The organism is Pseudactinotalea sp. Z1739 (assembly GCF_049725055.1).
Taxonomy (GTDB): domain Bacteria; phylum Actinomycetota; class Actinomycetes; order Actinomycetales; family Beutenbergiaceae; genus CALKWS01.
Window position 1 is genome coordinate 450,367 of sequence record NZ_JBMPQA010000001.1, and the last position, 12,018, is coordinate 462,384.

The window sequence follows — 12,018 nt, forward strand, 5'->3', positions numbered from 1 at the left end:
CCTACCGACCGCACCCGGGCCCGGCGGTCCGGCGCTCACACGAACGAGGGGAACACGCCCCAGTACGCGGCGATGATCAGCAACGAGACCGCACCCAGGTGTACCAGCCACCAGACCAGGCGTCCGGGCCCGCGCCAGACACCCAGTGCGCGCGCCCGGTGGGTGCGCTCCAGCGAGGCGTACAGCACCCCGGCGGCGAGCACCCCGGTGCCCAGCACCAGGAAGTAGCCTCCGACGACGACGAGGTCGTTGCGCAAATAGTTCAGGGCGTACTGGGCAACCTGGGTCAGGTAGGCCACGAACATCACCAGCGCCGCCAGCGCCGCCAGCGCGGTCGCGGCGGCGTACCGGGCAAGTGATGCGGGCATGATCGGCTCCCGCGCGCGCTGCGCGATCCGGGCCCCAGCCCACAGCGCGGGCCCCAGCACCAGCAGACCGAGGGAGCCGAGCAGGGTGTACATCACCCAGTCCCCATCGGCGTACCAGCGGGGTGACGCAACCGGGGCTGCGGCGTACCGCTGTTCCGGCTCGGCGCCGGCCACCTGGGGGACGGCGCTGGCAGTCTGCGGCAGACCCTGGGTCCAGCGCGCCAGGTCCCGGGTGAACCCCGGGGCCAGATCGCCGTTGGAACGGATGCCGTGGTTGGCGCCGTCGTAGTAGCGCACCGTGAACTCGTCGTTACCGGCGACCGCCAGGTCGTCGCGCATCACCACCGCCCCCTGCACCACCGGCATCGAGGCATCATCGGTGCCGTAGACCATCAGCACCGGCACATCGAGGCGCTGCTGGTAGGGGCTGGCGTCGAAGTCGGCGTACTCGAACCCCCCGCCGGGGATGTTCATCCCCACCGCTCGTGGGATCGCCCGCAGCAGTGCCCCCGGAGCGCCGGTGTTACGCAGGTAGACGTCGGCCGCGAATGCGACTTGCTGACGGGGCTGGACCACCGGGGCGGAGACCAGCACCACGAAGTTGACCTGGTCGTAGGCGGCACCGGCCACCGTGGCGATGTAGGCGCCTTCGGACTCCCCGTAGATACCCGTCTGACCGGAATCAACTCCCGGCCAATCGGCGAGTACGTCGAAGGAGACCATGTAGTCGGCCGCCATCTGGACGTAATTGCGGTTGCGCACCGTGTAGGTGTCCATCCGCTTGGCCGGCACCAGCACGTAGAGACCGGCGCTGGCGAGCTCGCGGGCCTGGTCGGCGAAGGAGGTGGCCCGACCGGTTCCGGCCCCGTGCATCATCAGGATGCCCGGCCGGTCCGGCCCGGCATCGACGGGATAGGTCAGGCGTGCCGGCACGCTGACCTCACCCAGATCGACCTCGAAGTCCTCGCTGGCGGTGGCGTAGGTGCCCACCGGGTCGGTGCGGACGTCGGAGCCGATGATGGTCTCCAGGGTCTGGGACTCCACCTGGTCCTGGATCAGCTCCGGGTGCCAGCGAGGCCCTGCCAACGAGCCGATCGTGCCCAGGATCAGCACCAACCCGAGCACGGCAAGCCACCTGCGCACCACCATCGCGAGCCCCCCGGGTACTCAGAAGCCCAGACGCTGTAACTGCTTGGGGTCACGCTGCCAGTCCTTGGCGACCTTCACGTGTAGGTCCAGGAACACCGCGGCACCCAGCAGCGCCTCGATCCCGGCCCTGGCCCGGGTGCCCACCTCGCGCAGGCGCGCACCCTTGGCACCGATCACGATGCCCTTCTGTGAGTCCCGCTCCACGAACAGGTTCACCCGCACATCCAGCAGGGCGCGACCATCCTTGGCCGGGCGGTCCCGTTGCACGATCTCCTCCACGACCACGGCCAGGGAGTGTGGCAACTCATCGCGCACCCCGTCCAGGGCGGCCTCGCGAACCAGTTCGGCGACCATCACCGAGTCGGGCTCGTCGGTCAGATCCCCGTCCGGGTACAACGGGGGCGACGGCGGTAGGTGGGAGAACAGCACACCGGTCAGCACGTCGAGTTGGTGGTTGGCCAGCGCTGAGACCGGCACGATGTCGGCCCACGAACCGAGGTCGGCCACGGCAAGCAGGTGCTCGGTCAGCGCCGGCCTGCTGACCACGTCGGTCTTGGTCACCACGGCCACCACCGGGGTGGTGGCATCGGCGAGCTGCGCGGCGATGTACCGGTCCCCGGGCCCGATCGGTTGATCGGCGGGTAGACAGAAGACGATGAGATCCACCTGCGAGAGGGTCTGCATCACCAGGTCGTTCAGGCGCTCCCCCAGCAGGGTGCGAGGGCGGTGCAGGCCCGGAGTGTCCACCAGGACCAGTTGGCCGTCCGCACGGTGCACGATGCCGCGGATGGTGTGCCGGGTGGTCTGAGGACGTCCGGAGGTGATCGCCACCTTGTGCCCCACCAGGGCGTTGGTGAGCGTGGACTTGCCCGCGTTCGGGCGTCCCACCACACAGGCGAAACCCGCCCGGTACTCGGGACTCGCCTGCTGCCCGCCCTGCCCCTGGTGAGGCGCCCGGGCGGACTCCTCTCCCGCCTTGGTCATGAGCCCTGCTCGGAGCGGCCCGGAACCGTGGGCCGTGAACCGAGGAAGGTGAGCAGCAACCGGCGCTGCAGGGCGAACATCTCCTTCTCCTCCTCCGGCTCGGCGTGGTCGTAGCCGAGCAGGTGCAGGATCCCGTGCGTGGTCAGCAGAAGCATCTCCTCATCGGCGGAGTGTCCTGCGGTGCGCGCTTGGTCGATGGCCACCTGCGGGCACAGCACCACCGATCCCAGGATGCCTTCGGAGCTCGGTGTGCCGGGGCTACCGGGGCGCAGTTCATCCATCGGGAAGGCCAGGACGTCGGTGGCCCCGGTGGCGTCCATCCACCGCTCGTTCAACTCGGTCATCACCTCGGCGTCGACGAAGCGAACCTCGAGTTCGGCCTGGGGGTGAACATGCATCTCGTCGAGCACGAAGGTGGCCAGTGCCGCGAACTCGGACTCATCCACCGCGTGCGCGGACTCGTTGGCGACCTCGGTGCTCATCGTCGTCGTCCCTCCTGGGAATGGGCGCTGCGACGGTGCATCTCGCTACGGCGCAGGCCCTCGTCATAGCGCCCGTAGGCGTCGATGATGTCGGCCACCAACCGGTGCCGCACCACGTCCTTGCTGGACAGTCGGCAGAAGGCGACGTCGTCGATGTCGTCGAGGATCTCCTGCACCACGTGCAGTCCCGAGCGGGTGCCATCGGGCAGGTCCACCTGGGTGACGTCACCGGTGACCACGATCGTGGAACCGAATCCCAGGCGGGTCAGGAACATCTTCATCTGCTCCGCAGAGGTGTTCTGGGCCTCGTCCAGGATGATGAAGGCATCGTTCAGCGTACGGCCACGCATATAGGCCAGCGGCGCCACCTCGATGGTGCCGGCCGCCATCAGCCGCGGGATGGACTCGGGGTCAAGCATGTCGTGCAGGGCGTCGTAGAGCGGGCGCAGGTACGGGTCGATCTTGTCGTTCAGGCTGCCGGGCAGGAATCCCAGCCGCTCCCCCGCCTCCACCGCGGGCCGGGTCAGGACGATGCGGTTCACCTGCTTTGCCTGCAGCGCCTGGACGGCCTTGGCCATCGCCAAGTAGGTCTTTCCGGTACCAGCCGGCCCGATCCCGAAGACCACCGTGTTGGCGTCGATGGCCTCCACGTACTGCTTCTGTCCCAGCGTCTTGGGCCGGATGGTGCGCCCGCGGCTGGAGAGGATGTTCATGGTCAGCACCTCGGCGGGGCGTTCCATGGTCGCGGCGGTCAGAATCGTGATGGCCCGCTCCACCGCGTCAGCGGTGAGCGGCTGGGCCGAGGAGGCGATCTGGGTCAGTTCATCGATGAGCCGCTTGGCCAGGTCCACATCGCCCTTGGGACCGCTGAGCGCGATCTGGTTCCCGCGCACGTGCACATCGAGGCCGGGGAACCCCTCCTCCACGGCACGCAGCACCTCATCTCGCTGACCGAGCAGTGCCACCATCGGGACGTGCGCCGGTACGGTGACATCCTCCCGGACATGGCCGGGTTGCGGTTCAAGGGTGGGATCGCTCATGGGCCGGGCCGTCGCCCAGGGTCTCCTTGCTCGGACGGGGTCCACACATCGTGGGGACCGGACACTGCGGAGTCTACGAGATCGACCCATCCGGCCGCGGTCCGGCCGTCGGGTCAGCGTCCGGAGAAGCGGTCCCGCAGCCGTGAGAACATCCCGGAACCGGCCGGGGCCAGCCGCGCCTGCGGGCGTTCCTCACCGCGCTCGGCGGCGAGATCCTTCAGCAGCCTCTCCTGGGTCTCATCCAGACCGGTGGGCACCCTGACCTGGATGTGCACATGCAGGTCACCACGGCGGCCACCGCTGCTGAGCACACCCACGCCCAGTCCGCGCAGGGTGAGGACCTCCTCGGGCTGGGTGCCGGCTCGCACGTCGACGTCCTGGTCGCCGTCGAGGGTCTCGATGGTCAGCACCGTGCCCAGCGCCGCGGCCGTCATCGGCAGTTCCACCGTGCAGTGCAGGTCGTGGCCGCGGCGGGTGAACGTCGGGTGGGACTTCTCCCGGATCTCCACGTAGAGATCGCCGGGGGGACCACCGCCCGGGCCGGTCTCACCCTGACCGGTGAGCTTGATCCGGGTGCCCTCGTCCACCCCGGCGGGGATGTTGACGTTGATGGTGCGGCGGGACCGGACGCGACCCTCCCCGGAGCACTCGGCGCACGGGTGCTCGATCACGGAGCCGAAGCCCTGGCAGGCCGCGCACGCCTGGCTGGTCATCACATTGCCGAGGAACGAACGGGCCACTCGCTGCACCGAACCGCGGCCCCCGCACATGTCGCAGGTACGCGGACCGGTCCCGGGCGCACAGCAGGTCCCGTGGCAGGTCTGACAGACCACCGCGGTGTCGACCTCGAGGTCCTTGGTCACCCCGAAGGTGGCCTCCTCCAACGTGACGGTGACCCGCAGCAGCGCGTCCTGGCCGCGGCGGGCCCGTGGGGTGGGACCACGCTGGCCGCCACCGCCGGCTGCGGCGGAGAAGAAGTCGAAGATGTCGGAGAACGGGAAGTCCCCACCGCCACCACCGTTCATCCCGCCCAGCCCGCCGGCGTCGTACTGGCGGCGCTTGTCCGGGTTGGACAGCACGTCGTGGGCGGCGGCGATGTCCTTGAACTTCTCGGCACCATCCGCTCCCGCCACGTCGGGATGGTGCTGTCGCGCCAACTTACGGTAGGCGCGCTTGATCTCCTCGGTACTGGCGTCGCGTTCGACACCGAGAACGGCGTAGTAGTCGCTCACTGATCGCTTTCTTGACTCATCGACTCAGGCGGACAGGATCCTGGACAGGTAACGCGCCACGGCGCGGACCGTGGCCATCGTGGTGGGGTAATCCATGCGGGTCGGGCCCAGGACCCCCACCTGGGCGATCGCCTGGCTCCCGGTCCCACCGTAACCCCCCGCAACCACGGAGGTCTCGGACAGGTGCTCGGAGGAGGTCTCGTGACCGATCCGTACGGCCGGCGAGGCACCGGAGGCGTCCTCGGCCATCTCCGAGAGCAACCGCAACAGCACCACCTGCTCCTCCAGTGCCTCCAGAACCGGTGAGATGGTGCGGGTGAAGTCGGTGTCGGACCGGGCCAGGTTCGCCGTCCCCGCCATCACGATCCGTTCCTCGACGTCCTCCCCGACGGTATCCAGCACCGCGCCGACCACCTCGGTGACCATGGCCCGCTGCTCGGGGTCGAAGACGTTCTCCAGATCGGTCAGGGCGCTACGCAGGCCGGGCAGTTCCCGGCCGGCGCCCAGGGCGTTGATCCGGGCCCGCAGTTCCCCGAGCACCGCCGCATCGATCGCCTCGGGCATCGCCACCATGCGCTGTTCCACGCGCCCGGTGTCGGTGATGATGACCACCATCAACCGGGTGGACGAGACCGGGATCAGTTCGACGTGGCGCAGCGCCGACCGGCGCAGCGAGGGGTATTGCACCACGGCTACCTGATGAGTGAACTGGGCGAGGAGGCGCACGCTTCGCTCGAGCACGTCGTCGAGGTCCACCGCGCCCTCGAGGAAGCCGGCGATGGCACGGCGCTCAGCCACCGATAGGGGCTTGAGCGCGGCGATCTGATCCACGAAGAACCGGTAACCCTTGTCGGTGGGGATCCGGCCGGCCGAGGTGTGCGGCTGGGCGATGTAGCCACCGTCCTCCAGCGCCGCCATGTCATTGCGGATCGTCGCCGGTGACACGCCGAGGTTGTGCCGTTCCACGAGGTTGCGGGACCCGACCGGCTCACGGGATCGCACGTAGTCCTGCACGATCGCGCGCAGTACCTCCAGTTGACGTTCCGAACTCATCCGGGCCTCCTCTCCGCGTGGTCCCTCATCATGCGCCTCATGGTCGGCACCGGCGCCCCGAGGGCCCTTGGTGCCGTGATCGACCGCCACCGGCAGCAGCGCAAATCAGCACTCACCGGTTTCGAGTGCCAATTCTACGCGTCGCTGCGCCGAATACCCCAGCGATGTGCGTAGCCTCACCCGGGTGAGCCCTTCGCAGTATCCAGGATTCGATCGTTACGGCACCGACGTGCTCTCCGCCAACCCCCACCCGGTCGCCGCACCGGTGCCCAAGGTCCCGGCCCAGGTGGGCCTGGTGGTGGAGGACGCCGAGACAGGCTTCACCGGTGCGGTCGTGCGGGTGGAGAAGTCCGGCGGGATGGTCGTGGTGGTGCTGGCCGACCGGCACGAGAAGGAGCGGGCGTTCCGGCTCGGGCCCGGGTTCTGGGTGGACGGTAAGCCGGTGCACCTGGTCCTCCCACCGGCCAGTGCTCGGACTACCCGGGCCCGCACCGCCTCGGGTTCACGCGCCGTGACCGGCGCCCGGGCTCGGGTGGCCCGGGCTTCCCGGATCTGGGTGGAGGGACGCCACGACGCTGAACTGATCGAGAAGGTCTGGGGCGAGGACCTGCGCCTGGAGGGAGTCGTCGTGGAGATGCTCGACGGCGTGGATCACCTTGCCCGCACCGCAGCCGACTTCGCGCCCGGTCCGCACCGGCGCCTGGGGGTGCTGGTGGACCATCTGGTGCCGGGATCGAAGGAGTCCCGGATAGCGGCCGAGGCGATGCGCGCATGCGGTGCGCAGAACCTGCTGGTGTTGGGGCACCCGTATGTGGACGTGTGGCAGGCGGTCAAACCCGCCCGGCTGGGGCTGACCCAGTGGCCCTCGGTGCCACGGGGCGTCGATATCAAGGTCGGCACCCTGAACGCACTGGGTTGGCCGGCCGAGACTCAGGCCGATATTGCGCGCGGCTGGAAGCGCATCCTGGGCCGGGTGCGGTCCTACCAGGACCTGGAGCCGGCACTGCTGGGCCGGGTGGAGGAACTGGTCGACTTCGTCACCGCAGGTCCCCAGTGACCGGCTCTCAGCCGCGGAACAGGGTGAACACCCAGTAGCCGATCAGCACCCCGGCCGGGCCCGCCGCGGCAATCAGCACGCTGCGCCGTACCACCGCACCGGCCTGCCAGCTCAGCACCGCGGCCGCCGCGATCAGCACCACGATGGCCGCCGAGACCACCGGGGGCCACGCGCCCAGCCCCACGATCGCGGCCAGGCCCAGGACCAGCCCGATCAGTATCGGCATCAGCATCCACGCCGCTTGCTCCGGGACTTCCGGACCGGACCGTTCCTGATCCGCACCGAAGGGTTGGGCAGCGCCCGCGTCACCGGGTGCGCCGTCGGGCCGGGACGGTGCGCCGATGACGCCGGTCGGCGTCTCGCCGGGTCCGGGCGCGGACGTCTTCTCGTCGCCGGCGTAACCGGGACCGGGCGGATCGCCGGCATCGGGCGGTTGCACCGGATCGATCCGGAAACCGCCCTCGGCGGCGGTGGGGTAGGCCGAGCGCAGCGGCGGGGCGGCAGCGTAGTCGCCCACGGGCCGGGGTCCTCCTGGTTCGCCCGGTTCCCCGGTGCCGGGTGCAGGATCGGTGGGGGTAGGTGCGGTGGCTGCGGCCGGCTGCCCGGCCGGCGGCACATGCGGCTGCGTCGTCGACCCCTCGCCCGGCTCGACCGGATCGGCCGGCGTCGGCGCTTCCTGAGTCATCCCACCCACCTGTCGTCGCTGGTCGTGGCCAGGATAGCCACCCCGGGGCGGCATCACTGCGGCGCAGTTCGTCCCAGGCGTGCCGCTCAGCCCAGCACCCGATGCACCACCGAGTCGGCCAGCAGCCGGCCCTGCACGGTCAGGACGAGCATGCCCCGGCGCGCCGGGAGTTCCTGGGCGAGTCCGTCGGCCACCAGCCCCTCCAGCACGGCGGCATCGGTCACCGGGAAGCCCTGGGCCAGGCGCACCCCCAGCAGCACCTCCTCGGCCCGGCGCTGGGGAGCGGACAGGTGCTCCTGACCGGCCAGAGGCAGACGTCCGGCCTCCACCGCTGCGGCATAGGGACGCGGGTGCTTCAGGTTCCACCACCGCTGCCCCCCGACGTGGCTGTGGGCACCCGGACCGACCCCCCACCAGTCCTGCGAGCGCCAATAGGCGATGTTGTGCCGGCACTGCTGGGACGCGCCGCGGGACCAGTTGGAGATCTCGTACCAGTCATACCCTGCCCGGGTGAGCATCGCCGAGGCGAGTTCGTATTTGTCCGCCTCGTCGTCGTCGTCGGGCATCGGTAGTTCCCCGCGCCGCACCTGCGTGGCCATCCTGGTTCCGGGCTCGACCACGAGGGCGTAGGCGGAGATGTGGTCCGGGGCCATGGCGATCGCGACGCGCAGGCTCTCCTCCCAGTCCGCCAGCGACTCCCCCGGCGTGCCGTAGATCAGGTCCAGTGAGACCGACAGCCCGGATTGGCGCGCCCAGGCCAGCGCCTCGGGCACGCGGGCCGGGTCATGGGTGCGGTCCAGGGTGGCGAGAACATCGGGCACGGCGGACTGCATCCCGAAGGAGACGCGGGTGAACCCGGCTCCGGCGAGTTCGGCCAGCGCCTGCGGGGTGACGGAGTCGGGGTTGGCCTCGGTGGTGATCTCGGCATCGGGGGCCAGGGGCCACGCCTGCCGAACCGCCTGCAGCATCGCCACCAGATCGACCGCCGGTAGCAGGGTGGGGGTCCCCCCGCCGAAGAAGACGGTGCGGACCTCTCGGGGGGGAATCCCGGCGGCGTCCATGGCGTCCCGGGCCAGCTCGATCTCGGCGATCGCGGTCCCGGCGTAGGCGGCCTGGCTGGCCCCGCCGCCGAGCTCGGTGGCGGTGTAGGTGTTGAAGTCGCAGTATCCGCAGCGCACCGCGCAGAACGGGATGTGCAGGTACACGCCGAAGTCCCGGTCGGCTGCGCCGGTCGCTGCTCCGGCCAGGTCCAGCTCGTGGCTGCGCTCCGTCCTCACCTGCGGGTCCCGATCGGGGGTCAGTCCGAACCGCCGTCGGAGGTGAGCGCTGCCACGAACGCCTCTTGCGGGATCTCCACCCGGCCGATGTTCTTCATCCGCTTCTTCCCCTCCTTCTGGCGTTCGAGGAGTTTGCGTTTACGGGAGATGTCACCCCCGTAACACTTCGCGAGCACGTCCTTGCGCATCGCGCGTACGGTCTCCCGCGCGATGATGCGTGATCCGATCGCGGCCTGGATGGGGACCTCGAACTGCTGGCGCGGGATGAGTTCCTTGAGTTTGCCGGTCATCATCACCCCGTAGGAGTAGGCCTTGTCGCGGTGCACGATCGCACTGAACGCATCGACCTGCTCGCCCTGCAGCAGGATGTCCACCTTGACCAGGTCCGCGTCCTGCTCCCCGGACATCTCGTAGTCCAGGGAGGCGTAGCCACGGGTCCGGGACTTCAACTGGTCGAAGAAGTCGAAGATGATCTCGCCCAGGGGCAACTCGTACCGCAGTTCCACGCGCTCGGGTGAGAGGTAGTCCATACCCTGCATCACCCCGCGCCGGCCCTGGCACAGTTCCATCACCGCTCCGACGAACTCGGTGGGGGTCAGGACGGTGGCGGCCACCATGGGTTCGGTGACGGTGTTGACCTTCCCGGCCGGGAACTCACTGGGGTTGGTCACCTCGACCTGGGTGCCGTCCTCCATCGTCACCTGGTAGATGACGTTCGGGGTGGTGGCGATCAGGTCCAGGTTGAATTCGCGTTCCAGCCGCTCCCGCACGATCTCCAGGTGCAGCAGGCCCAGGAATCCGCACCGGAAGCCGAAGCCCAGGGCCACCGACGTCTCGGGCTCATAGCCCAGCGCGGCATCGTTGAGTTTGAGTTTGTCCAGCGCATCGCGCAGCGTCGGGTAGTCCGATCCGTCGATCGGGTACAGCCCGGAGAACACCATCGGGCGTGGGTCGCGGTAGCCGCCCAGGGACTCCGTGGCCGGGTTGGCCGCATTGGTGACGGTGTCACCCACCCGGGCCTGGCGCACATCCTTGGCACCGGTGATGAGGTAGCCCACCTCACCCACGCCCAGTCCCTTGGATGCGGTCGGGTCCGGGGAGATGACGCCGATCTCCTGCAGTTCATGGGACTGCCCGGTGGACATCATCTGGACCTTCTGGCCAGGGGTCAGGTGCCCGTCCACCATCCGCACGTAGGTGACCACACCGCGGTAGGTGTCATAGATCGAGTCGAAGATCATCGCCCGGGCGGGAGCCTCGGAGGACCCCTGGGGGGCGGGCACCTGGGCGACGATCTGGTCGAGCAGGTCCGTCACCCCCACACCGGTCTTGCCCGAGACCTGCAGGCAGTCCTCCGGCTCGCCGCCGATCAGGCCGGCGAGTTCCTCGGCGAAGCGTTCCGGTTGCGCGGCGGGCAGGTCGATCTTGTTCAGCACCGGGATGATGACCAGGTCGTGCTCCATCGCCATGTACAGGTTCGCCAGGGTCTGGGCCTCGATCCCCTGGGCCGCGTCGACCAGCAGGATCGCGCCCTCACAGGCGGCCAGGGAACGGGAGACCTCGTAGGAGAAGTCCACGTGCCCGGGGGTGTCGATCATGTTCAGGGCGTAAGCGCGTTCGCCCACCTGCCAGGGCATCCGCACCGCCTGGGACTTGATGGTGATGCCACGTTCGCGTTCGATATCCATCCGGTCCAGGTACTGGGCCCGCATCAGACGTTCCTCCACCACGCCGGTGTTCTGCAGCATCCGGTCGGCCAGGGTCGACTTCCCGTGGTCGATGTGGGCGATGATGCAGAAGTTGCGCAACAGTTCCGGTGCCGTCGTGGACGGCTGGATCAGCGCGGATGCATCGGCGGAAGCGATCGGGGACACCTGCTGGTCTTTCGGTCGGTTGGTGGGGCTGTGCCCTATCGTCCCACGTCCGATGGGTACGGGCTGTCCGCCGGGCGCGGCCGGGTTACGCCCGTGGTGAGCTCGGCTCGTTGTCGGCGGCTCTCATCAGGCATCATCGTGACCATGTCTTCCCTGCCGGAACACCTGAGCATGCTGGCCAAGGGCGTGGGCCAGCTCCTGGCGCTGCCGACCAAGATCCTGTTGGTGATGGCCACGGGGGTGCTCGTGGTGCTGGGCCTGCTGGTGGTGGTCCTCGTGACCTCCGGTCACGCCGGAACAGCGGGCACCATGGCCTGGGTGACGATCTGGGTGCTCTTGGTGCTGCCGGTGCTCCTGCTCGCGCGGCGACGGCGCCGCTGGCTCGCCCGGACCACCGAGACCGGCACCACACACCAGGTGATCCTGCCCGGGCCCTCCGAGTCCACCGATCTCGCGCCGGTGGACCTGACCGCACGGATCTCGGAGGACATGCGCGGCCGGCCGGGACAGGAGGACGTGCAGGTCCTCTTCGACGCCGTCAACGAGTCCCGGGCCCCGGGTTCGGGTCGTGGCGCCGGCGCACGAGTGACGCGTGTCTTCAGCCTCGGGCGACTCTCCCCGGTGGGCCGGGCACTGGCCGCCATCGATCGCGCCCAGCGGGCCCTGCTCACCGCCGCCGGTGGCACCGCAGGCGCCCCGTACCTCAAGGACGACCTGCGCCTCACCGTGGCGTCCCTGTTCGGGACGATGCTGGCCATCCCGCTCGGGGCGCTGGCCCTGATCGTCCTGGCCCTGGTGCTGCTCACCCAGTAGCGCT

At 69.4% G+C, this 12,018-nt stretch carries 11 protein-coding genes; 2 read left to right on the forward strand and 9 right to left on the reverse strand.

What is annotated here, in order from left to right:
- Positions 1–35 precede the first annotated feature (35 nt).
- The 6 genes from ACO0LV_RS02075 to hrcA all read right to left on the reverse strand — a co-directional run bounded on the left by ACO0LV_RS02075 (position 36) and on the right by hrcA (position 6,308).
- Positions 36–1,511 (reverse strand): alpha/beta hydrolase family protein, encoded by a 1,476-nt coding sequence (locus ACO0LV_RS02075; RefSeq protein WP_424786198.1) that lies wholly within the window; start codon positions 1,509–1,511, stop codon positions 36–38.
- 24 nt (positions 1,512–1,535) lie between these two features.
- The gene (gene era, locus ACO0LV_RS02080) at positions 1,536–2,501 is read right to left on the reverse strand and encodes a GTPase Era (protein WP_424786199.1); all 966 of its coding nucleotides are present in this window, start codon (positions 2,499–2,501) and stop codon (positions 1,536–1,538) included.
- A complete protein-coding gene (gene ybeY, locus ACO0LV_RS02085) occupies positions 2,498–2,983 on the reverse strand; it encodes an rRNA maturation RNase YbeY (protein WP_424786200.1) in 486 nt (161 codons plus the stop codon). The genes era and ybeY overlap by 4 nt, the downstream gene beginning before the upstream one ends.
- The gene (locus tag ACO0LV_RS02090; RefSeq protein ID WP_424786201.1) at positions 2,980–4,023 is read right to left on the reverse strand and encodes a PhoH family protein; all 1,044 of its coding nucleotides are present in this window, start codon (positions 4,021–4,023) and stop codon (positions 2,980–2,982) included. The genes ybeY and ACO0LV_RS02090 overlap by 4 nt, the downstream gene beginning before the upstream one ends.
- 113 nt (positions 4,024–4,136) lie before the next feature.
- Positions 4,137–5,255, reverse strand: a complete 1,119-nt coding sequence (gene dnaJ, locus ACO0LV_RS02095) for a molecular chaperone DnaJ (protein WP_424786202.1) — start codon at positions 5,253–5,255, stop codon at positions 4,137–4,139.
- Between the two features lie 24 nt (positions 5,256–5,279).
- Positions 5,280–6,308, reverse strand: coding sequence for a heat-inducible transcriptional repressor HrcA (hrcA, locus tag ACO0LV_RS02100; protein WP_424786203.1), 1,029 nt, complete (start codon positions 6,306–6,308; stop codon positions 5,280–5,282).
- 184 nt (positions 6,309–6,492) lie between these two features.
- Between hrcA and ACO0LV_RS02105 the strand changes: the two genes are divergently transcribed.
- Positions 6,493–7,365: a DUF3097 domain-containing protein gene (locus ACO0LV_RS02105; RefSeq protein ID WP_424786204.1), complete on the forward strand. Its 873-nt coding sequence runs from the start codon at positions 6,493–6,495 to the stop codon at positions 7,363–7,365.
- 7 nt (positions 7,366–7,372) lie between these two features.
- Here the strand turns inward: ACO0LV_RS02105 and ACO0LV_RS02110 are convergent, their stop codons facing one another.
- The 3 genes from ACO0LV_RS02110 to lepA form a co-directional block, all read right to left on the reverse strand.
- Entirely contained in the window at positions 7,373–8,050 is a 678-nt protein-coding gene (locus ACO0LV_RS02110; protein ID WP_424786205.1) for a hypothetical protein, read from the reverse strand.
- An 86-nt stretch (positions 8,051–8,136) separates the two neighbouring features.
- Positions 8,137–9,327 (reverse strand): radical SAM family heme chaperone HemW, encoded by a 1,191-nt coding sequence (gene hemW, locus ACO0LV_RS02115; RefSeq protein WP_424786206.1) that lies wholly within the window; start codon positions 9,325–9,327, stop codon positions 8,137–8,139.
- Positions 9,328–9,347: 20 nt separating this feature from the next.
- The gene (gene lepA, locus ACO0LV_RS02120; RefSeq protein WP_424786207.1) at positions 9,348–11,201 is read right to left on the reverse strand and encodes a translation elongation factor 4; all 1,854 of its coding nucleotides are present in this window, start codon (positions 11,199–11,201) and stop codon (positions 9,348–9,350) included.
- Positions 11,202–11,345: 144 nt separating this feature from the next.
- On the opposite strand from lepA, the gene ACO0LV_RS02125 reads away from it, so the two are divergent.
- Complete coding sequence (locus ACO0LV_RS02125; RefSeq protein WP_424786208.1) at positions 11,346–12,014, forward strand: hypothetical protein; 669 nt, start codon at positions 11,346–11,348, stop codon at positions 12,012–12,014.
- The last annotated feature ends 4 nt before the right edge of the window (positions 12,015–12,018 follow it).

Coding starts and splice junctions, on each gene's coding strand:
- ACO0LV_RS02125 (WP_424786208.1), top strand. CDS start 11,346: ATGTCTTCCCTGCCGGAACACCTGAGCATGCTGGCCAAGGGCGTGGGC.
- ACO0LV_RS02090 (WP_424786201.1), bottom strand. CDS start 4,023: ATGAGCGATCCCACCCTTGAACCGCAACCCGGCCATGTCCGGGAGGAT.
- hrcA (WP_424786203.1), bottom strand. CDS start 6,308: ATGAGTTCGGAACGTCAACTGGAGGTACTGCGCGCGATCGTGCAGGAC.
- ACO0LV_RS02110 (WP_424786205.1), bottom strand. CDS start 8,050: ATGACTCAGGAAGCGCCGACGCCGGCCGATCCGGTCGAGCCGGGCGAG.
- ybeY (WP_424786200.1), bottom strand. CDS start 2,983: ATGAGCACCGAGGTCGCCAACGAGTCCGCGCACGCGGTGGATGAGTCC.
- era (WP_424786199.1), bottom strand. CDS start 2,501: ATGACCAAGGCGGGAGAGGAGTCCGCCCGGGCGCCTCACCAGGGGCAG.